This is a genomic window from Flavobacterium sp. 123, assembly GCF_003634825.1.
Lineage (GTDB): Bacteria > Bacteroidota > Bacteroidia > Flavobacteriales > Flavobacteriaceae > Flavobacterium.
On sequence record NZ_RBXD01000001.1, the window covers coordinates 2545460 to 2566007 of the forward strand.

Below are 20548 nucleotides of genomic sequence, written 5' to 3' on the forward strand. Positions count from 1 at the left end.
ATGTCAGAAATAAAAACACATACTACCCAATTGAATTATGTATTTGATGATTTTAAGAAAGAACAAACTATTGTTTTTTCTAATTCATTAGGAACGGATTTAAGCATGTGGGATAAGCAAGTAGGATTGTTGGGGCTAGAATATAATATTCTTCGTTACGACACTCGTGGCCACGGAAAAAGTGAGGTTCTTACTGGCGAATATACTATCGAAATGATGGGAAAAGATGTTCTAGAATTACTCGATTTTCTAAAAATTGATAAAGTACATTTTTGTGGATTATCTATTGGTGGATTAACTGGACAATGGTTGGGGATTCACGCACCGCAACGGTTGAACAAATTAATACTTTCTAATACTGCTGCAAAAATTGGAAACACAGAAGCTTGGAATACTCGAATCGAAACCGTTTTGCAAAATGGTTTGAAGAGCATTGTTTCAGGAACACAAGAACGTTGGTTTACACCAGAATTTGTTGCCGAAAATAGAGCAGAAGTTGATACCGTTTTAACCAAGTTTACACAAACACCACTAGAAGGATATGTTGCTTCTTGCGCTGCTGTTCGAGATGCGGATTTTACAGACGAAATTTATAAAATTTCAGTACCAACTTTAATTATTTCTGGAACCGAAGATGCCGTAACTACAGCGAATGATGCTAAGTTTTTTAAAGAAAGAGTTCCAAATCTTACCTTGTTTACTGTAGAAGCGGCTCATATTTCGAATATTGAAAAAGCAGATGATTTTACCAAATTACTGATTGAATTTATTAAAAATTAAAAAAATATAAAATGAAAATAGTTCCACAAATAACCACCGAACAAGCTGCAGCTATGGTCAAAGATGGCGATACTTTATTGCAAGGCGGTTTTGGTATGACGGGAAACCCAGTACATTTAATGGATGCTTTATCAAAAACACAAACCAAAGACCTTACTTTTATTGGTAACAATGTAGGTGAAGCGGGAATTGGTGGAGGGCGTTTGTTACGAAATGGACAGTTAAAAAAAATGATTGGTTCTTTTTTTACCAGTAATCCAGAGGCGGTAAAAGCAGCGCAGGATAGAATAGTTGAATATGATTTAATTCCACAAGGAACTTTGGCGGAAGCCTTAAGAGCCGGAGGTGCAGGAATAGGTGGGTTTTATACACCAACTGCAGCTGGAACACCAATTGCAGAAGGGAAAGAAACCAAAATTATTGATGGTATCGAACAGGTTTTTGTAAAAGGAATTCGTGGAAACATTGCTTTTGTCAGAGCTTGGAAAGCAGATACAGCTGGGAATTTAATCTATCGAATGACCGAACAAAATTTCAATCGTGCTATGGCAACTGCCGCTGATTTAGTTGTTGCTGAAGTAGAAGAGATTGTTCCAGAAGGAACTTTAGATCCCAACTATATTCATACACCAGGATGTTATATTGATTATTTGGTGCAAGCTACACTTACTTTGGAAGACTTAGGTTCATCAGCCTCAGTGAGTAAAGGCAAAAAAGTTAGCGAAGACCGTATGAATATGGCAAAACGCGCTTTGCAGGAATTAAAAAAAGGGGATGTGGTCAATCTAGGAATTGGAATTCCAACTTTGGTAGCGGATTTAATTACACCTAATCATGGAGTTATTTTACATACAGAAAACGGGATGTTAGGCGTTGGTCCAGAACCATTAGATGGAGGTGGAGCAATGAATTATCCTGTTAATGCGGGAAAAATTCCAGTTACCGCTTTAGCAGGAAGTAGTTATTTTGACAGCGCTGATTCTTTTGCTATGATACGTGGTAAACATGTTGATATTGCAGTAATGGGTGGTTTAGAAGTTGATGAGCACGCTAATCTTGCCAATTGGGCAGTTCCGGGACAACCTTTATTGGGTGTTGGAGGAGCGATGGATTTAGCTTCGGGAGCCAATACACTAATCATCACAATGAATCACAACAATAGAGATGGAAGTTCTAAAATTGTACCCACATGTACCTTGCCTTTAACGGCTTTGGGTTCTGTTGATATGGTGATTACGGAATTAGCGGTATTCAAATATATTGATGGTAAATTGACTTTAATAGAGTTAATGCCGGGGGCTACTTTAGAAGAAGTTCGTGAAAAAACAGAAGCTTCGTTTGTAGAACAATTGTCTTAATTTAATAAAATAAAAAAATGAGTACAGAAGCTTATATAATTGATGGAATCAGAACACCAATAGGAAGTTTTGGAGGAACATTATCTGCTATTAGAGCGGATGATTTAGCCGCTATTGTCATCAAAGAATTGGTAGAAAGAAATCCAACTATTCCAACTGATGCTATTGATGATGTTATTTTAGGATGTCACAATCAAGCAGGTGAAGATAATCGCAATGTAGCTCGTATGGCGTCTTTATTAGCAGGATTGCCAGTAACTGTTCCAGGAGAAACAGTAAATCGTTTATGCGCCTCCGGAATGTCAGCGATAATCAATGCATCAAGAGCCATAAAATCGGGAGATGGTGATGTTTTTATTGCTGGTGGAGTAGAGCATATGACGCATGGTCCGTTAGTGATTTCAAAATCATCAAAAGCGTATGGAACTGATGCTAAAATGGAAGATTCTAGTTTTGGATGGCGTTTTGTAAACCCAAAAATGAAAGAAATGTATGGGGTAGATCCTATGGGTATTACAGCAGAAAATTTGGTTGATTTATATAATATCAGCCGAGAGGATCAAGATTTGTTTTCTTATAATTCACAAATGAAAGCGGCTAGAGCTCAAGAAAATAAAGTTTTGGCACAAGAAATTATTCCGGTTCGTATTCCGCAACGCAAAGGGGAAGCAATTCTTTTTTCTGAAGATGAGTTTATTAGAGAAAGTACTACTGTTGCAACATTAGCTAAATTAAAACCAGCTTTTAAAGCAGACGGAACGGTAACAGCAGGAAATGCATCTGGATTAAATGATGGAGCAGCAGTTACTTTTGTTGCTTCAGGGAATGCTGTAAAAAAATACAATTTAAAACCATTGGCCCGAATAGTTAGTTCAGCCGTGGTTGGTGTTGAACCGCGCATTATGGGCATTGGTCCTGTTACTGCTACCCAAAACGCTTTGGCGAAAGCCGGATTAACATTGGCAGATATTGATATTATTGAATTGAACGAAGCTTTTGCAGCACAAGGTTTAGCTTGTATAAGAGCACTAGGACTTGAAGATGATGATCCTAGAATTAACGTAAACGGAGGAGCTATTGCATTAGGTCATCCGTTAGGAATGTCAGGAACGAGAATTGTCCATTCAGCAGCCTTATCATTAAAACGTCTTGGTAAAAAATATGCATTAGCAACTATGTGTATTGGTGTTGGACAGGGATATGCTGTAATTATAGAAAGCGTTTAAAAAAATTAAATGCTCACTATCTAAAGAATTTCCAGATGAGCAAAAAAAAGGACATCCTTAAAGCTGCTCTCCAACTGTTTACAGAAAACGGAGAACGAGCTACTTCTACAAAATCAATTGCTTCTGAAGCAGAAACATCAGAGGCATTGATTTTTCGACATTTTGGTACAAAAGAAAAATTATTGGAGGAAATTATTAAGAATGGCTACCAAGAGTCAACTAAACTAATTTCGCAGTTTTTGCATGAAGAAAACGGATTGGAATATATTTTAAAGATTGTTGAGGTTCCTAGAATTTTGGTTCATGCGCATCCTAATTTTTGGAAAATGCAACACAAAATCATAGCGTTAAATTTGCTTTCGCAAAAGCACCATGATTTTTTTATGAAACCATGTTATGATAGATTAAAGATTGCTTTCTCAGAATTGAATTATGAAAATCCAGCTTTAGAAGCTAAATTATTGCTTATTTATATTGATGGAATGTGGAAACATTTTGCTTCCCGGCAATTAGATTCAAAAACGGAAACAGCGCTAACTGCATTAGTACAGCAAAAATACAGGGCTCATAATTAAGATAAAATACTCTTTCAGTGTTGTACAAATTTTAAAAATAAAAAAACCATAAACACTTTATTATAAAGAATTTATGGCTTTTTTAGTGGAGTCGCCGAGAATCGAACTCGGGTCCAAACAAGCAACTAAAAGGCTTTCTACACGTTTATTTCCTGATTAGATTTTCGATAATGTGCTTGGCCAGAAACAGCCACACAATACTTATCTTCTTAATTTCGAAATCCACCCGAAGCTTATGGAAATCTAGGTTTATTTTTACGGTTCCCCTGTATTGACCGCCACAAACCAAGGCTTTCAAGGAGAATCCAGCTTTCCTATCTGATAGGAACGTGGCGTAATCGTACTATAATTCGGATTATGCAGCTAAAGCGTAGTTATTTTCGCCGTGTAAAAGTGTAAGATCTTATATTTACGAGCAAGGTCTTAATGCTCGACGTGCTTACTTCTCAATTCGACTTGCTGTCAAAACCAGTCGACCCCATTTTGTTTTCAATTATCAAAAACTATTCCAAAATTGAGTTTGCAAAACTAATCCTTTTTATCAGAATACTGCTATTTAAAGCATGAAAATTACAAATCAATTAGGAGTTGTTTTTCTTACTCATCATCCGTTTCGAAAGGATAATCACCAAATATTTTTGACAATTTACGTACATTATACGTTTGTTTTGTGAACTTATTGGATAAGGCAATTATAGTGACATTTTCTTTTTGTAAAGTAATATAAGCTGACGTATTGCCATGCCACCAACCATTATGAAAATAAAAATTCTGACCAGTTTTCCAATTTATCATACGAATTCCTAGTCCATAATTTTTCTTGCCTTCTCGTTCGTTACTGTATCCTTTATATACTTGAGCTAATAAAGCGGGTTCTAAAAATTCTCCTCCATTTCTAGAACGGTCAAGTTTTAATAAATCTCTAGGGGTTGAATAGATATTTTTATCTCCATAAACAGCGTCCAGATAGTCTTTGCCAATTTCTACTCGATTTGCTTTGTAGGAAGGGACAATTTTTGCTTTGTCTTTTTCATAATCAAAAACAAAAGTGTTTTTCATTCCTAAAGGTTTAAAGATGATTTGATTCATGGCTTCTTTATAAGGAAGTTTTGTAACTTTCTCAATTACTAAAGCTAACATTGCATAATTAGTATTACAATAAGCAAATCTGGTGTTTGTTTTTGATTCTAATCCAATATTTTTAGTCGCCATTATGGTTAGAATATCTTGATTAGTCAAGATATTGTGTCTGTCCCAAATGTTTTTATCTCGATCTGTAAAATAGGCATAATTTCGCATTCCACTTCTGTGATTGAGTAGCATTCTTATGGTAACATCTGGATATGGAAATTCCTTTAAAATACTATTTACTTTCTGATCTAATTTAAGCCTGTTTGCATTTATTAATTTTAAAACAGCTGTGGCAGTTACTACTTTACTGACCGAAGCAATATGTAATGGAGTTGTACTTGTGATTGAGTCTTTCTTGCTAAAATTGGAATACCCTACATATTTTTCATAGATGATTTGACCGTTTTTTGCAACAAGAAAACTACCGTTAGCGGAATTTCCTGGCCAATTTTTTTTGTAAAAAGAATCTATTTTTTCTTTTGTTGTGCGTATGTATTCTGCAGATAATTTAGGTTCTTCATTCGTTAAAGGTTTCATTTTAGGTAAAATATGCTTCGGAAGTTCCGTATCTTTTAATTCAACCTCTTTTTTCTCTTTTGTACAAGAACCCAGAGCCAATGTAAGGAAGAGTATTTGTAGTATATTTGCTTTTTTTATAAAATTCATTTCTGTTTTGCTATAAACGCAAATATATATAATCATTCTATTTTGAAAAGGTTTTTTTTCAAAATTGTATTACGTACTTGTAGATTTTATTCTACGTTTTTTATATAGTATTGGTCGTCAGCAATTAATGTTTTTTTATATTCAAAAATAAATTTTTTTAAATCAAATTAACTTAAAAATGTTATATTTGTAACAAATAAGAGTATTTAAGTTATATTAAAATATATAAAATGAAATTCGGAATCCTAAAAGAAAGAAAAAATCCACCAGATAGAAGGGTTGTTTTTTCGCCAGATGCTTTGGCTAGATTAAAACAACAGTATCATAATGCTTCTGTAAAAGTAGAAAGTTCGGATATTCGTGTTTTTTCTGATTTGCAGTATAAAAGTTTGGGCATAGAAGTTACAAATGATATTTCAGATTGTGATGTATTGTTTGGTGTTAAAGAAGTGCCAATAGCAGATTTGATTCCTAATAAGACTTATTTTTTCTTTTCGCATACTATAAAAAAGCAACCCCATAATAAGAAATTGTTGCAAGCAATTCTAGATAAAAACATTGATTTGTATGATCATGAAACTATTGTAGACAATCATAATCGGAGGTTGATTGGTTTTGGAAAATATGCTGGTCTTGTAGGTACTTATAATGCTATCAGGGCTTTTGGGATAAAATTCGAATTATTTAAACTTCCAAAAGCAGAGACACTTTCGGGAAAAGAGGCTTTAATCGCTCAATTAAAAAGAATTGTATTGCCTCCATTGAAATTTGTTATAACAGGAACTGGAAAAGTGGGTAATGGAGCAAAAGAGATACTTGATGCGATCAAAATAAAAGAAGTGTCAGTTGAGAATTATTTAACTAAAAATTATGCGCAACCCGTTTATACGCAGATTGATGTTCTAGAATACAATAAACGTAAAGATGGTAAGGTATTAGATTTTGTAGATTTCTTTAAAAATCCACAAGAATATGTTTCAGATTTTGAACGTTTTACTAAGGTTTCCGATATTTACATAACGGGTCATTTTTATGATAATGCAGCTCCAAAAATTTTGACACAAGAAATGCTTAATGCTAAAGATTGTAAAATAAAAGTAGTCGCTGATATTTCTTGTGATGTTAATGGTCCTATTGCATGTACATTACGTTCTTCAACTATTGCTGAGCCACTTTATGGTTATTTGCCTAGCGAAAATAAAGAAGTTGATGTCTTTCATCCTGCGGCAATAGTGGTCATGGCGGTAGATAATTTGCCATGTGAATTACCAAAAGATGCAAGTGAAGGTTTTGGCGAAATGTTTATGGAACATGTAATTCCTGCTTTTTTTAATGGGGATAAAGATGGTATTTTACAAAGAGCAAAAATCACCGAAAAAGGAAAATTGACTCCGAAATTCAGTTACTTACAAGATTATGTTGATGAAAAATAATCTAAGTTGATTTAAAATATAAAACTCGCAAAGGAAATTTGCGAGTTTTTAGTTTAACGCTATTATTTACGGCAATTTCAAACCATATTTTCTGGTTTTATCCAAGCGTCAAATTCTTCTGGAGTTACATATCCTAAACGTACCGCTTCTTCTTTAAGTGTTGTTCCGTTTTTATGTGCATTTTGAGCTATTTCAGCAGATTTATAATAACCAATTTTTGTATTTAAAGCTGTTACAAGCATTAATGAATTATCCACTAATTCTTTAATTCGTTTGTAATTAGGTTGAATACCTTTAGCACAGTGTTCATCAAATGAGCGACAGGCATCTGCTAATAATTGTGCTGATTGAAGAAAATTAGCTGCAATTAATGGTTTGAAAACATTCAATTCATAATGACCTTGCATTCCACCTATTGAAATAGCGACATCGTTGCCCATGACTTGTGCACAAACCATCGTTAGCGCTTCACTTTGCGTTGGATTTACTTTTCCTGGCATGATGGAGGAACCCGGCTCGTTCTCAGGAATAAAGATTTCTCCAATTCCAGATCTGGGGCCAGAAGCTAACATTCTAATATCATTTGCAATTTTGTATAATGATACAGCTATTTGTTTTAAAGCACCATGCGACTCAACTAAGGCGTCATGTGCTGCTAATGCTTCAAATTTATTTTCAGCAGTTATAAAAGGATGTTCTGTAAATTCAGCTATGTATTGGGCTACTTTTACATCATAACCTTCAGGGCAATTTAGACCCGTTCCTACAGCAGTGCCGCCTAGAGCAATTTCGGATAAGTGTGCTAATGTATTTTTGATGGCTTTTATGCCAAAGGTAAGTTGCGCAGCATAACCTGAAATTTCTTGTCCTAAAGTAAGCGGTGTAGCATCCATTAAATGGGTTCTACCTATTTTTACAATTTTTTTAAATTCATCAGATTTAGCTAATAAAGTATCTCTTAAATTTTCAATATTAGGAATTGTAAGCTCCACAATAGTTTTGTAACAAGCAATATGCATTGCAGTAGGGAAGGTGTCATTAGACGATTGCGATTTATTTACATCGTCATTAGCTTTTATAAATGCTTCGTCAATTCCTATTTTTAATCCTTTAAGCACTTGAGCTCTATTAGCAATTACCTCATTGACATTCATATTGCTTTGAGTTCCAGAACCGGTTTGCCAAATAACAAGAGGGAATTGATCGTTTAGTGAACCTTCTAAAATTTCATCACAAACTTTAGCAATCAAATCTCTTTTTTCGAAAGACAAAACACCTAAATCACAATTGGTGTAAGCTGCTGCTTTTTTTAAATAAGCAAAACCTTGAATAATTGTTAAAGGCATCGAAGCAGAAGGTCCAATTTTGAAATTGTTTCTGGAACGTTCTGTTTGTGCTCCCCAATATTTATCATAAGGAACTTGAACTTCGCCTATTGTATCTTTTTCTATTCTGAATTTCATTTTGTTAAATTAAAATAGTACCCAAATTAGCCCCAATGTATATTCGTATAAAATTTCAAGATTGCTCAGAAATAATACATTAAAAGTACGCATTATTATTCTTTATAAAAATTGATTTGTAGTTTTTGCAATTTTTATTGCTAAGCAAAAATAATAAACTTACATTTGTGCTTATATTCAAAAATTCCGGAAGATATGTTTGATTTCTCACAGTATTTAGGCTTTTTACTTTTCTTAACCGTTTTAACTATAGGTTTTTGGTTAATGTTTTTCTTAGTTGGTTTCGTATCTTATTGGGTAGGTGGAGCAACTTGGGAAGCATACAAAGAAAAGAAAGCAAAGAAAAAGCAAGAACAATCACTTTAGTTTGATTGTTTTCATAAAAAAAGACCCGTTTTCACGAGTCTTTTTTTTTATCCTTGAAATTCCATATCACCGCCGCCTTCATTCATATTTTTCTTAGGCTGTTTTTCTCTTTCAACTTTCTGTTTGTTGAATCGATACGTAAATGACAATGTAAACTGTCTTTCTCTCCATTGCATTTCAGCATGAGAATTTAGTACTCCAGGAAGATAGGTCTCCATGATTCTTTTTCTAGAGTTAAACACGTCACTGATATTAAATGCAACTGTACCTTTGTCTTTCAAAACATCTTTACTAAAAGCTAAGTTTGCACTAAAGTTTCCTAATACTTTACCTTGAGCGTTTGTTTGAGGCGCATTATAAGTAGCATTAGTTTGCCAGTCAATCTTATATGGCAAAGTTATTTTAGACGTTACACGAGTAAACCAAGATGTGGCAGTGTTATCAAAATTTTGAGTAATCTCAACATCATTAAAATTAGTATAAACAAAATCACCTTGTGTTTTAGTTTGGAAAAAATTAAAGTTTCCATTTAATTTCCACCATTTGTATGGAGAATAGTTTAAGGTAAATTCAAAACCAGTTCTATATTCTGTAGCAACATTAATAGGCGAAGTTATAATTATAGGTGTTCCATTTACAAAATCACCAGATTCTCTTCTTGCCATTTGAAAAACATCAGTAGTTTTATTGGCATACAAGGAAGTATTAAAAGTTAATTTATCCCATCTTTTGATAAAACCAAAATCAATTGCATCTGTGAAAGCAGGATCTAAATCAGGGTTTCCAATGAATATATTGATGTTACTAGATAAGTTGCTAAATGGATTTAACATTCTACCTCTAGGTCTTTGGATTCTTCTACTATAACTTATAGAAGCGCTACTTTTGTCTGAAAGCTCATAAGTAAAAAAGGCACTTGGGAAAAAATTATTGTATTTTTTAGTGTTAAAATCATTCGTTGACAATTGATTTACTTCAATTTTTGAATCTTCCCAACGTAATCCTAGAAGAACAGATATTTTATTGGCTTTGAAGCCATATTGAGTATACAATGAATTTATATTTTCTTTATACTCTAAAGTATTGGTGAAATTATAGTTAATTATCCCGTCATTTTCCACTTGATAATCCGTTAGTAATTTGGTAAAATCACCACGATAACCCGCTTCAAATTGGCTTCCTTTTCCCAAAGGCAAAACATAATCAGTCTGTATTAAGTTTCTGTTTTGAGTTTGATGGTTAAGGGTTTTGTCTAATTTTATAATATCCGAATTGTTAGCTGAATCAGTAACTAAAGCATTAGTATTGTCATCATTTGTTGAAAATGATCCATCTATAGTAAGTTTATGTCCCTCTTTTTTGAAATTTTTTGTGAAGTTGGTTGTAAATTCTACATTTTCACTTTTATTGTCTTCTACATTAATACGATTTCGAGTGTAATCATACACATAATCAGCATCATAATATTTTTGGAAGATATTATCAGTATCATCACCATTATTTTTTCTATAATTGATGGTATTGGTCCAAGAAGTAGATTTGTCTAAAAACAATTCAATACCAAAATTTCCATTGTATCCATTACCAAGACGTTTGTTTTTTCTAGGTTCAATTACATAACCTTTAGTCGTATTGTCTGAATTCAGGTATTCCGTTTCGTTAATCATGTTTCCAGGACTACTTCTATAATTGAAGCCTTGATTGGTAAACAAGTTGAAATTTTTAGATTTGAAGTTTACGGTTCCACTTAATCCGTTATTTTTCGGATATCCTGTAGAGGCTATAAATGTTCCATTTAAACCTAAATTTTTTCCTTTTTTCAAAACAATATTTAATAATCCGCCGCCACCTTCAGCATCATATCTTGCTGATGGGTTTGTAATAACTTCTACTTTATCTATTGCGTCTGCAGGGATTAGTCTTAATGCATCATTAATATTTATTGCATTTGACGGTTTTCCATCAATAAGAATCTTTACATTTTCATTTCCTCGAAGGCTGACATTTCCTTCAACATCAACAGAAACAGAAGGAATATTGTCTAAAACATCGCTTACTGTTCCTCCTTTTACCATTAAATCACTACCAACATTGTATATTTTTTTGTCTAATTTTATGTCAACAGTTGTTTTTTCAGCTCTAACTACAACTTCATTTAATTGTGAAGCATCTTCTTCTAAACCAATTGATCCTAAATTAGTGTTTTCTTGAATACTTTTTTGTTTGATTTGTGTTGATTTGAAAGAAATAAATTCGATTGTAATGTCATATATACCAGGTAATACTGCAATGTCAAATTCTCCTTTGACATTAGTTATTCCGCCAGCAATTTCCTTCGGATTACTTGTGTTTTTGAATGTTATGGTTGCATATTCAAGCGGTTGTTTGCTTATTTTTTCAATTACTTTACCTGTAATTTTAAATTTGTTTCTAGCTAAAGGTCCTTGTTGCGCATAATTGGTTAGGCTTGTAAAAAGGAGCACAAGGATTAAAATGAATTGCATTTTTTTCATTATCGAAAATTTTTGGTTATGTTAGTAAGACTATTCAAACAGTTTTTGGTTTAAGAACTAAATCATAAAAAAATGTTAATTAAATGAATTCGGAAACCTCATCAATTACCCTTCCTATAATTGCTTTTTCACCTTTAATTACAATTGGTCGTTCAATAAGAATTGGATTGTCGACCATGGCTTGAATAATTTCATCATCTGTTAATGATTTGTCTTTGTAATTATCAATCCAAATTTTTTCTTTGACTCTGACAAGATTAATGGGTTTACAATTTAGTTTTTTAATAATAGAAGCTAATTCTTGAAAGCTAAGCGTTTCTTCTAAATATTTAATAACTTCGAATTCTTGCCCAGTCTCTACTATAAAAGCTAAGCAGTTTCTTGATTTCCCACAGCGTGGATTATGATATATTTGTATCATGATGTTTTTTTTGCGAAGTAAATCAAATTCAAATAATAAACGGTATTTTAGTAGTAACAAAATGTACTTTCAAAATTAATTAAGAATTCAATCAAAAAAATTATGTTTATTGAACAAGGAATAAACCCCGAGAATAAGTTTTGGAAATATATTTTAGGATCGTTATTAATTATTTTCACCTCTTTTATAGGTCAAATCCCATTGATATTGGGGATTTTATATAAAACGTATACTAGTAAAAAAGCGTATCCAAAGAATAATGATGAAGTGATGCGTTTTTTAGAACCTAATTTGACTTTGTTTTTATTAATGATTTCTTTTGTTTTTACTCTTGCAGGAATTTATTTTGTAGTTCGGTATTTACACAATCAAACAATGCTTTCGGTCACTACATCAAGAAATAAAATCGATTGGAATAGAGTGTTTTTTTCTTTTTCAATCTGGGGTGCTTTTACAATAGTTAGTACTTTTTTATTTTATTGGTATAATCCAGATGATTTTGTAATTAATTTCAAACCCATTCCTTTTGCTATTTTGGTCGTTATAGGAACGTTTTTAATTCCGATACAAACAACTACTGAAGAATATGTTTTTAGAGGATATTTGATGCAAGGTTTTGCTAATCTTTCTAAAAATAAATGGTTTCCATTGCTTATGACATCTGTTATTTTTGGAGCTATGCATCTTTCAAATCCAGAAGTTATCAAAATGGGAAACATAATTTTATTATATTATATAGGAACAGGCTTTTTTCTTGGAATCATCACTTTGATGGATGAAGGAATGGAATTAGCGCTAGGTTTTCATGCCGCTAATAATTTAGTTAGCGCAATATTAGTTACTTCTGATTGGTCTGCATTTCAAACCCATTCTTTTTTTAAGGATGTTTCAAATCCTTCGGCTTCTTTGGATGTTTTATTGCCAGTTTTTATTATTTTCCCTATCTTGCTCAAAATTTTTTCGAGCAAATATCATTGGAATAATTGGAAAGAAAAACTCACAGGTAAAATAAAATATTAGTTGATAATAATATAATAAAAAACGAAAATGAATAACCCAACTTATCACAACGTTCACAACAAATTCAAATTAAATGGCTATCATTTAACAAAAGAAGATCTAATTAGAGTTGCCTATTCTTTTATTAAAGAAGGAGACTATTTTGAAAAACCATTAGGTGTTTTTATCTTGGATTGGTTTGATGATAGATCGTATTTAGAAATAAACACTTCAGGATCTACAGGAACTCCTAAAATTATTCAAGTGGAGAAACAAGCTATGGTGAATTCTGCTTTAGCTACGGGTGATTTCTTTGGTTTAGAGCCAGGTAAGAAAATATTACATTGTTTACCAACTAATTATGTAGCCGGTAAAATGATGTTTGTAAGAGCATTTATTTTAGGATTAGAAATGGAGTTTGTGGCTCCAAGTTCAAATCCATTAGAAGGAATTGATGAAACATTTGATTTCTGTGGAATGGTTCCTTTACAAGCAAAAAATTCTTTAAAAGATCTTCACAAGATTAAAAAATTAATTATTGGTGGAGTAAAAGTGCATAAATCTTTAGAGCAAGAATTAGTAAAATTGCCTATCGAGATTTATGAAACATATGGTATGACGGAAACAATTACCCATATTGCTGCTAAAAAAATTGGCGAAGAAGCTTTTACAGTTTTGCCTAATGTAACTGTTTCTGTTGACGAAAGACACTGTTTAGTTATTGATGCAAAAAACATAAGTGAAGAAAAAATTGTCACTAACGATATCGTAAAAATAATTTCTGATACTCAATTTGTATGGGTTGGCCGATATGATAATGTTATTAATAGTGGTGGTATCAAATTAATACCTGAACAAATTGAAGAAAAATTATCTACTTTAATTCCAAGAAGATATTTTGTTTTTGGAGAATCAGACGCTACACTAGGTGAGAAATTAGTTCTTTATATTGAAGGAGAACCAATTAAAATTGATGAATCTGTTTTTGATGTTTTGGATAAATACGAAAGACCTAAAGAAGTTAAATTTATTCCAAGTTTCAAACAAACTGCTACGGGTAAAATTATCAGAAGCGAAAGTTTAGATTCAATAAAAGCTTAATTTTTAAAATTGTATAAATAAAAAAGAGATGATTCGTCATCTCTTTTTTATTTTAGGTTATTCTTGCATTTTAAAATAGTAATCTGCTGAATTTTTTCCACTTCCGTAAAAAAGGAAAAACAGACAAACTCCCAAGGTAAGGAAAGCAAGTAAAATACTTTGAGAATGCATATTACCTATTAAGTTTACGGTTATTGCACCTAATAAAATAGGCAATTGTGCGATTATTGCCCATCTAGTTAATAAACCAAATACAATCATTATACCGCCTACCATATGTGCTGGAGCAATATAGTGTACTAGGAACATACCGCCACCCATTGTGTCTATTGGAGATATTAGATCTTGAAGATATTGGACATTTGTAATAAAAGAAATGCCTTTTACGAATAAAAAAACACCAAGTGCTATTCGTAATAAATCTACCGGAAAATAAGTATGCGCATTGGCCCACTTATTTAGTCTTTTTACATTATTCATACTGTTGTTGTTTTATAAAATTAATATTAAGTTAGATTTCAAATTATATTTTAGGAACTAGAAATTGAAAACGCTATTTATTAAATAAAGCTTAATTTATAAAATGGTAATTTAGTTTTAGACCAAGAGTGTTTTCTGCATGACCTCTTGCCAAAAATTGATTAAGATCCATTGATAAACCTAGGTTTTTCTTTTTTGAACCAATATCAAAATGTCTTCCAAAATACAAACCAGAGCAGATTCCAAATTGTTGATTTCGGGCATATTCAGATACAAATCCAAGACCTATTTTGCTATCTTCATCGGATAATGCATAACCAACACCTGTTTCAATTCCCCAATACCACCAGGTGTTTAGATTGTATTGTAGGTTGGGTTTAATAGAAAATACACTAAAGTTACTGTGTAATGCCCTTTCTTCTAATGTACTTTCTGGAGTTAGTATTCGGCTGTTTTTTTTAATAAATCTATAATCATAATCTGCTTTTATGCCTAATTCATATTTTGAAGAAATTGCTTTCCATGTTCTTAGGTTGATACCAATACCAAGTCTATGGCTTCGATACATCATAATATGAACCGGTAATGATAAATTTATCCCTGTCTCTAAATGAATCAATTTCTCTTTTTTTGATGATAGATTGTTTTCTGATATTGTTTGTGCGCTTATGACAGAGGTGACAAACAATAATATGCTCGAAAATAGAGTTGCTATCTTGTTCATTTTTTCTAACAATTAAATAATTCAAATAATTCTGAATACTTTTTTATGGAATGAAAAAAATGATAGTGTTTTAATGTATAGTTGACAATAAAACACTAGTAAAGATACAAATAACTATAAATCAAAACGATAAAGAACATTAAAATATTGTTTGTCTAGTTTTGATTGTATAAAAGTTATGTAGTAAAAAAATTAGACTTGGATGACGCCTAAATTAAATTTTTTTTCAATGGGTGCGTGGTTTGCAGCTTCAATACCCATTGAAATCCAAGTTCTAGTTTCCAAAGGGTCGATAATAGCGTCAGTCCATAATCGAGAAGCAGCATAATATGGAGAAACTTGTTCGTCATAACGCGCTTTAATTTTAGCAAATAATTCATTTTCTTTGGTTTCGTCTACCAATTCTCCTTTTGCTTTTAATGACGAAGCTTCGATTTGTGCTAATACTTTGGCAGCTTGAGTGCCACCCATAACGGCAAGCTCTGCACTTGGCCAAGCAAAGATTAGTCTTGGATCATATGCTTTTCCACACATTGCATAATTTCCAGCTCCGTATGAATTCCCAACAATAACTGTAAATTTAGGCACAACAGAATTTGATACCGCATTTACCATTTTTGCGCCGTCTTTAATAATTCCACCGTGTTCTGATTTTGATCCTACCATAAAACCAGTTACATCTTGGATGAATAGTAGAGGGATTTTCTTTTGGTTACAATTTGCAATAAATCGTGTGGCTTTATCAGCGCTATCCGAATAAATTACTCCACCAAATTGCATTTCACCAGTTTTAGTTTTAACTACTTTTCGTTGATTAGCAACAATACCTACAGCCCAGCCATCAATTCTAGCATAGCCGGTAATTATGGTTTGTCCGTAGCCATCTTTGTAGGCTTCAAACTCAGAATTATCAACTAATCTATTGATAATTTCCATCATATCGTATTGTTCGTTGCGGGCTTTGGGTAATAGTCCGTATATTTCTTTTTCGTCTAATGCTGGTTTTTCAGATGGAATACGATTAAAACCTGCTTTGTCAAAATCACCTATTTTGTCAACTATATTTTTAATTTTATCCAAAGCATCTTTATCGTCTTTTGCTTTGTAATCCGTAACACCTGAAATTTCACAATGAGTAGTTGCGCCACCTAAAGTTTCGTTATCAATATTTTCACCAATTGCCGCTTTTACTAAATAACTTCCGGCTAAGAAAATACTCCCCGTTTTATCTACAATTAGCGCTTCATCGCTCATAATAGGAAGATAAGCACCACCAGCAACACAGCTTCCCATAACGGCAGAAATTTGGGTAATTCCCATACTGCTCATCAAAGCATTGTTTCTGAATATGCGTCCAAAATGTTCCTTATCTGGAAAAATTTCATCTTGCAATGGTAAATAAACGCCCGCACTATCTACTAAATAAATAATGGGTAATTTGTTTTCCATAGCAATTTCTTGGGCACGTAGATTTTTTTTGGCAGTAATTGGAAACCAAGCTCCAGCTTTTACTGTAGCATCATTAGCAACAACAATACATTGCTTTCCTTTTATATATCCTATTTTGACAACAACTCCTCCCGAAGGGCAACCCCCGTGTTCTTTGTACATTCCTTCTCCCACAAATGCGCCAATTTCTATACTTTTTGCTTTGGCGTCAAGTAAATAATCAATCCGTTCTCTGGCTGTCATTTTACCTTCAGCATGTAATTTTTCAATGCGTTTTTCACCACCACCTAATTTAACAATAGTAAATTTTTGACGCAAAGAGGCTAGTAAAAGTTTATTGTGGTCTTCGTTTTTATTGAAGTTCAAATCCATAGAAAAGGTAGTTTTACAAAAAAAAAATGATTGCTAAAATACAAAAAGAAACAGTAATTATTTGCTGTTTCTTTTTGAGATTTGGTAAAAATTATAGTGTAACTTTTTTAGAATCATTAACTAATCTTTTTAGAATAGCCCATTGTTTTAAGGCATCACGAGCTTCAACTGCGGGATAACCTAAAACGGTTTTGCCTGCTGGTACATCGCAGGTAACACCTGAACCAGCACCTACTGTAGCGCCATCACCAATAGTTGCATGGTCTTTTATGGATGCGCTTCCGCCAATAATAACTCCATTTCCTAATGTTACTGAACCAGCAACACCACTATGTCCAGCCATGATGCAAAAACGGCCTAATTTACTATTATGTCCTATTTGAACTAAATTGTCAATTTTACAACCATCACCTAAAACGGTAGAACTAAATTTGCCTCTATCTACACAAGAATTAGCTCCAATTTCTACTCCGTTACCAAGAATTACATTTCCAATTTGTGGAATTTTAGCCAAACCTCTTTCTGGGCAAGGACGGAATCCAAAACCATCAGCTCCAATTGTTGCATTAGGGTGTAAAATACAATTACTACCTATATGACAACGTTCACGAACCACAGCTCCAGACCAAATAATAGTGTTTTTTCCAATTGTGCATTCATCCAGAATGGTTGCGTTAGGGTATATAGTTACGTTTTCTCCAAGAATTACGTTTGGACCAATGTAAGAACCAGCACCAATTCGGGTTCCGTTTCCTAAACTTGCGGTTTGATGAACTACTGCAGTTGGGTGAATATCAACATCAAACAATGGGGTAGGTGGCGCAAAAAGTTCTAATACTTGTGACATTGCTAAATCAGCATTATATACTTTTATAAACGCTCTATTTTCTCCTGGTTCAATTGAAATGTCTTGATTTACAATAGCCGCACATGCTTTTGAAGCTTCCCATAATTTCTCATATTTTTTATTTCCAATAAACGAAATTTCGGTTGTTTTAGCTGCTTCCAATTGTTCTGGCGCAGTAATAAGATGAGTAGTTTGTCCAACGATTTCACCTTTCAGGATTTCGTTTATTTCTTGGATTGAGTAGGATTTCATTGCTTTTCAGGATTTGATTCGTTGCGGTATTTTTATCAAATAAAATCATTTAGCATTGAAATACCAAATATATTTTTTGAGGCATCTAAGTGTAGTAAATATATAGCTGTTAAAATGCCCTCTAAACAGTGTTTTTAAAACCATTTTAGAGGGCATTTTTATATTTTTTGAAAGTGAAACTACTCTTCTTCGCGTTGTCCCATCATCATCAGATAGGCTTTTAGGAATTCATCAATTTCTCCGTTCATAACACCGTCAACATTACTAGTTTCATAGCCTGTACGAACATCTTTGACTAACTTATAGGGCTGCATCACATAATTCCTGATTTGGGAACCCCATTCAATTTTCATTTTCCCCGCTTCGATATCAGCACGTTGTGCCTGTTTCTTTTTTAACTCAATTTCGTACAATTGAGAGCGTAACATCTGCATGGCACGTTGTCTGTTATCTTGTTGGGAACGTGTTTCGGAACATTGTATTTGAATTCCGGTTGGTTTATGAAACAATTGTACTTTGGTTTCAACCTTATTTACGTTTTGCCCACCAGCACCACTAGATCGCGAAGTTGTAATTTCGATATCAGCTGGATTAATCTCAATTTCGATGCTGTCATCTACAAGAGGATATACGTAAACTGAGGCAAAGGAAGTATGTCTTTTAGCATTGCTGTCGAATGGCGAAATACGAACTAATCGGTGAACGCCATTTTCTCCTTTTAAATAACCAAAGGAATAATCCCCTTCAAATTCTAAAGTTACTGTTTTTATACCAGCAGCTTCTCCTTTCTGGAAATTCAGTTCCTTGATTTTATATCCGTATTTTTCACCCCACATCATGTACATGCGCATGAGCATTTCTGCCCAATCACAGCTTTCAGTTCCACCTGCTCCAGATGTGATTTGGACAACAGCACTCAGTGTGTCGCCTTCGTCCGAAAGCATATTCTTGAATTCGATAGCTTCAATATGTGCTTGTGTAATATGATATTGCTCGTCTAATTCTTCTACAGAAAGTTCTCCTTCTTTATAAAAATCATACGCTAATTGTAACTCATCAGTCATTTCGACTGCTTTGTTATAATCTTCGATCCATTTTTTCTTATTTCTAAGATTTTTTACAATGATTTCGGCTTCTTTGGCGTTATTCCAAAAGTCGGGAGCAAATGTCTTTTCTTCTTCGTTGGCAATTTCAATTAATTTGGCATCAACGTCAAAGATACCTCCTCAACGCACCAAGGCGCTCCACAATACCTTTTATTTGTTCGGTAGTTGTCATAAATTATGTAATTTTGTGGCACAAAAATAAGATATAGTTTTTAGAATATGGAAATAAATTTAGTTAGCGATACAATTACTAAACCATCCTACGAGATGTTGCAATATATGTTTAATGCCAAAGTTGGTGACGATGTATATAAGCAAGATCCTACAGTTATTGAGCTTGAAGCTAAAGTTGCAGAAATGTTTGGTATGGAGGCAGGACTATTTTTTCCATCAGGAACTATGGCAAATCAAACGGCAATAAAATTACATACACAACCAGGCGAACAATTGATAGCGGATAAATATGCTCATGTTTATCATTATGAAGGAGGTGGTGTTTCGTTTAATAGTGGTGTTTCTTGTTGTTTGTTAAATGGACATCGAGGAATGATTAGCGCGGAACAAGTTGCTGGCGCTATTAACGATCCTGAATTTTATCACAGTCCTTTGACTAGCTTAGTTTGCGTTGAAAACACTACGAATAAAGGAGGAGGCGCTTGTTATGAATTAGAAGATTTACAACGAATTAAAAAAGTTTGTGATGCTAATAATTTGAAATTCCATATGGATGGTGCTCGAATTTGGAATGCCTTGGTCACTAAAAAACAAGATCCAAAAGAATTTGGGAAATTATTTGATACTATTTCTGTTTGTTTATCTAAAGGATTGGGAGCGCCTATAGGTTCTGTTTTAATAGCGGATAAAGCGACTATTCACAGAGCATTACGAATCCGAAAAATACTAGGAGGAGGAATGCGTCAAGTTGGATATTTAGCTGCTGCAGGAATTTATGCTTTACATAATAATATTGAACGATTAGCAGAAGATCATCGAAGAGCTAAAGAATTAGCTGCTGTGTTGAGTAGTACGAGTTGGGTTGCATCAGTTGAACCTGTAGAAACCAATATTTTGATATTTTCGTTAGTTCCTACTATTAGTGATACCCTTTTGATTGAAAAACTAAAACAAAAAAATATTTCAATAAGTTCAATGGGATTTGGAAAACTCCGAATAGTTACCCATTTAGACTACAGAGAGGTGATGCATACCTATGTTCTTGAAACCTTAGAAAAATTGGTTTTTTAGAAAAAAAAGGTTTAAAGTTTCTTCGAGCAAGAACTTTAAAC

General features: G+C 33.2%; 18 protein-coding genes and 1 other RNA gene. 9 read left to right on the plus strand and 10 right to left on the minus strand.

All coding sequences use genetic code 11. The annotated features are described in order from the left end of the window. Genes pcaD through C8C88_RS11235 form a run of 4 tightly spaced genes read left to right on the plus strand, consistent with a single transcriptional unit; the run spans position 1 to position 3939 of the window. On the plus strand, positions 1-780 hold the full coding sequence (gene pcaD / locus C8C88_RS11220) for a 3-oxoadipate enol-lactonase (protein WP_121338209.1): 780 nt from the start codon (positions 1-3) through the stop codon (positions 778-780). An 11-nt stretch (positions 781-791) separates the two neighbouring features. After that, positions 792-2138 carry a 3-oxoacid CoA-transferase gene (locus tag C8C88_RS11225; protein WP_121338210.1) on the plus strand — a complete coding sequence of 449 codons (1347 nt, stop codon included), beginning with the start codon at positions 792-794 and terminating at the stop codon, positions 2136-2138. Positions 2139-2155: 17 nt separating this feature from the next. Further along, positions 2156-3364 (plus strand): 3-oxoadipyl-CoA thiolase, encoded by a 1209-nt coding sequence (gene pcaF / locus C8C88_RS11230; RefSeq protein ID WP_121338211.1) that lies wholly within the window; start codon positions 2156-2158, stop codon positions 3362-3364. 35 nt (positions 3365-3399) lie between these two features. Continuing rightward, a complete protein-coding gene (locus C8C88_RS11235) occupies positions 3400-3939 on the plus strand; it encodes a TetR/AcrR family transcriptional regulator (RefSeq protein ID WP_121338212.1) in 540 nt (179 codons plus the stop codon). Between the two features lie 83 nt (positions 3940-4022). Here C8C88_RS11235 and ssrA read toward each other — a convergent pair. Together ssrA and C8C88_RS11245 are read right to left on the minus strand one after the other, a co-directional pair. Beyond that, positions 4023-4419: a transfer-messenger RNA gene (ssrA, locus tag C8C88_RS11240) on the minus strand. Between the two features lie 117 nt (positions 4420-4536). Beyond that, positions 4537-5736 (minus strand): serine hydrolase, encoded by a 1200-nt coding sequence (locus C8C88_RS11245; protein WP_121338213.1) that lies wholly within the window; start codon positions 5734-5736, stop codon positions 4537-4539. A gap of 230 nt (positions 5737-5966) precedes the next feature. Between C8C88_RS11245 and C8C88_RS11250 the strand changes: the two genes are divergently transcribed. Further along, complete coding sequence (locus C8C88_RS11250; protein WP_121338214.1) at positions 5967-7169, plus strand: NAD(P)-dependent oxidoreductase; 1203 nt, start codon at positions 5967-5969, stop codon at positions 7167-7169. Positions 7170-7246: 77 nt separating this feature from the next. Here C8C88_RS11250 and fumC read toward each other — a convergent pair whose 3' ends face one another. Beyond that, positions 7247-8632: a class II fumarate hydratase gene (gene fumC / locus C8C88_RS11255; protein WP_121338215.1), complete on the minus strand. Its 1386-nt coding sequence runs from the start codon at positions 8630-8632 to the stop codon at positions 7247-7249. Between the two features lie 195 nt (positions 8633-8827). Between fumC and C8C88_RS12950 the strand changes: the two genes are divergently transcribed. Next, positions 8828-8998 carry a hypothetical protein gene (locus C8C88_RS12950; RefSeq protein WP_199711408.1) on the plus strand — a complete coding sequence of 57 codons (171 nt, stop codon included), beginning with the start codon at positions 8828-8830 and terminating at the stop codon, positions 8996-8998. Positions 8999-9045: 47 nt separating this feature from the next. On the opposite strand, the gene C8C88_RS11260 is transcribed toward C8C88_RS12950, so the two are convergent. Together C8C88_RS11260 and arsC are read right to left on the minus strand one after the other, a co-directional pair. Next, on the minus strand, positions 9046-11511 hold the full coding sequence (locus tag C8C88_RS11260) for an outer membrane beta-barrel family protein (RefSeq protein WP_121338216.1): 2466 nt from the start codon (positions 11509-11511) through the stop codon (positions 9046-9048). A gap of 79 nt (positions 11512-11590) precedes the next feature. Continuing rightward, entirely contained in the window at positions 11591-11932 is a 342-nt protein-coding gene (gene arsC, locus C8C88_RS11265) for an arsenate reductase (glutaredoxin) (protein WP_121338217.1), read from the minus strand. A 102-nt stretch (positions 11933-12034) separates the two neighbouring features. Here arsC and C8C88_RS11270 point away from each other — a divergent pair, with 102 nt between their 5' ends. Both C8C88_RS11270 and C8C88_RS11275 read left to right on the plus strand, forming a co-directional pair. After that, positions 12035-12952, plus strand: a complete 918-nt coding sequence (locus tag C8C88_RS11270) for a CPBP family intramembrane glutamic endopeptidase (RefSeq protein ID WP_121338218.1) — start codon at positions 12035-12037, stop codon at positions 12950-12952. Between the two features lie 27 nt (positions 12953-12979). Further along, entirely contained in the window at positions 12980-14032 is a 1053-nt protein-coding gene (locus C8C88_RS11275) for an AMP-binding protein (protein ID WP_121338219.1), read from the plus strand. Positions 14033-14089: 57 nt separating this feature from the next. Here C8C88_RS11275 and C8C88_RS11280 read toward each other — a convergent pair whose 3' ends face one another. The 5 genes from C8C88_RS11280 to prfB all read right to left on the minus strand — a co-directional run bounded on the left by C8C88_RS11280 (position 14090) and on the right by prfB (position 19434). Next, positions 14090-14512 carry a DoxX family protein gene (locus tag C8C88_RS11280; RefSeq protein ID WP_121338220.1) on the minus strand — a complete coding sequence of 141 codons (423 nt, stop codon included), beginning with the start codon at positions 14510-14512 and terminating at the stop codon, positions 14090-14092. Between the two features lie 91 nt (positions 14513-14603). Continuing rightward, complete coding sequence (locus tag C8C88_RS11285) at positions 14604-15236, minus strand: hypothetical protein (protein ID WP_121338221.1); 633 nt, start codon at positions 15234-15236, stop codon at positions 14604-14606. A 192-nt stretch (positions 15237-15428) separates the two neighbouring features. After that, entirely contained in the window at positions 15429-17057 is a 1629-nt protein-coding gene (locus C8C88_RS11290) for an acyl-CoA carboxylase subunit beta (RefSeq protein ID WP_121338222.1), read from the minus strand. A 91-nt stretch (positions 17058-17148) separates the two neighbouring features. Further along, positions 17149-18156 carry a UDP-3-O-(3-hydroxymyristoyl)glucosamine N-acyltransferase gene (gene lpxD, locus C8C88_RS11295; protein WP_121338223.1) on the minus strand — a complete coding sequence of 336 codons (1008 nt, stop codon included), beginning with the start codon at positions 18154-18156 and terminating at the stop codon, positions 17149-17151. Between the two features lie 179 nt (positions 18157-18335). Next, positions 18336-19434 (minus strand): peptide chain release factor 2 gene (gene prfB, locus C8C88_RS11300; RefSeq protein ID WP_121338224.1). Its coding sequence is split into 2 segments (ribosomal slippage): positions 18336-19370 and positions 19372-19434, totalling 1098 coding nucleotides; the frame shifts between segments, so codons are not numbered across the junction. 47 nt (positions 19435-19481) lie between these two features. On the opposite strand from prfB, the gene C8C88_RS11305 reads away from it, so the two are divergent. Next, positions 19482-20507 carry a low specificity L-threonine aldolase gene (locus C8C88_RS11305; RefSeq protein WP_121338225.1) on the plus strand — a complete coding sequence of 342 codons (1026 nt, stop codon included), beginning with the start codon at positions 19482-19484 and terminating at the stop codon, positions 20505-20507. Positions 20508-20548: the final 41 nt, after the last annotated feature.

Bases quoted from the DNA above. Each gene is read 5' to 3' on its own strand.
- C8C88_RS11250 (WP_121338214.1), top strand. From the start codon at position 5,967: ATGAAATTCGGAATCCTAAAAGAAAGAAAAAATCCACCAGATAGAAGG.
- pcaF (WP_121338211.1), top strand. From the start codon at position 2,156: ATGAGTACAGAAGCTTATATAATTGATGGAATCAGAACACCAATAGGA.
- C8C88_RS11225 (WP_121338210.1), top strand. From the start codon at position 792: ATGAAAATAGTTCCACAAATAACCACCGAACAAGCTGCAGCTATGGTC.
- C8C88_RS11305 (WP_121338225.1), top strand. From the start codon at position 19,482: ATGGAAATAAATTTAGTTAGCGATACAATTACTAAACCATCCTACGAG.
- C8C88_RS11285 (WP_121338221.1), bottom strand. From the start codon at position 15,236: ATGAACAAGATAGCAACTCTATTTTCGAGCATATTATTGTTTGTCACC.
- C8C88_RS11260 (WP_121338216.1), bottom strand. From the start codon at position 11,511: ATGAAAAAAATGCAATTCATTTTAATCCTTGTGCTCCTTTTTACAAGC.
- pcaD (WP_121338209.1), top strand. From the start codon at position 1: ATGTCAGAAATAAAAACACATACTACCCAATTGAATTATGTATTTGAT.
- C8C88_RS11235 (WP_121338212.1), top strand. From the start codon at position 3,400: ATGAGCAAAAAAAAGGACATCCTTAAAGCTGCTCTCCAACTGTTTACA.
- C8C88_RS11280 (WP_121338220.1), bottom strand. From the start codon at position 14,512: ATGAATAATGTAAAAAGACTAAATAAGTGGGCCAATGCGCATACTTAT.
- C8C88_RS11275 (WP_121338219.1), top strand. From the start codon at position 12,980: ATGAATAACCCAACTTATCACAACGTTCACAACAAATTCAAATTAAAT.
- C8C88_RS11270 (WP_121338218.1), top strand. From the start codon at position 12,035: ATGTTTATTGAACAAGGAATAAACCCCGAGAATAAGTTTTGGAAATAT.
- C8C88_RS12950 (WP_199711408.1), top strand. From the start codon at position 8,828: ATGTTTGATTTCTCACAGTATTTAGGCTTTTTACTTTTCTTAACCGTT.
- lpxD (WP_121338223.1), bottom strand. From the start codon at position 18,156: ATGAAATCCTACTCAATCCAAGAAATAAACGAAATCCTGAAAGGTGAA.
- C8C88_RS11290 (WP_121338222.1), bottom strand. From the start codon at position 17,057: ATGGATTTGAACTTCAATAAAAACGAAGACCACAATAAACTTTTACTA.
- fumC (WP_121338215.1), bottom strand. From the start codon at position 8,632: ATGAAATTCAGAATAGAAAAAGATACAATAGGCGAAGTTCAAGTTCCT.
- arsC (WP_121338217.1), bottom strand. From the start codon at position 11,932: ATGATACAAATATATCATAATCCACGCTGTGGGAAATCAAGAAACTGC.
- C8C88_RS11245 (WP_121338213.1), bottom strand. From the start codon at position 5,736: ATGAATTTTATAAAAAAAGCAAATATACTACAAATACTCTTCCTTACA.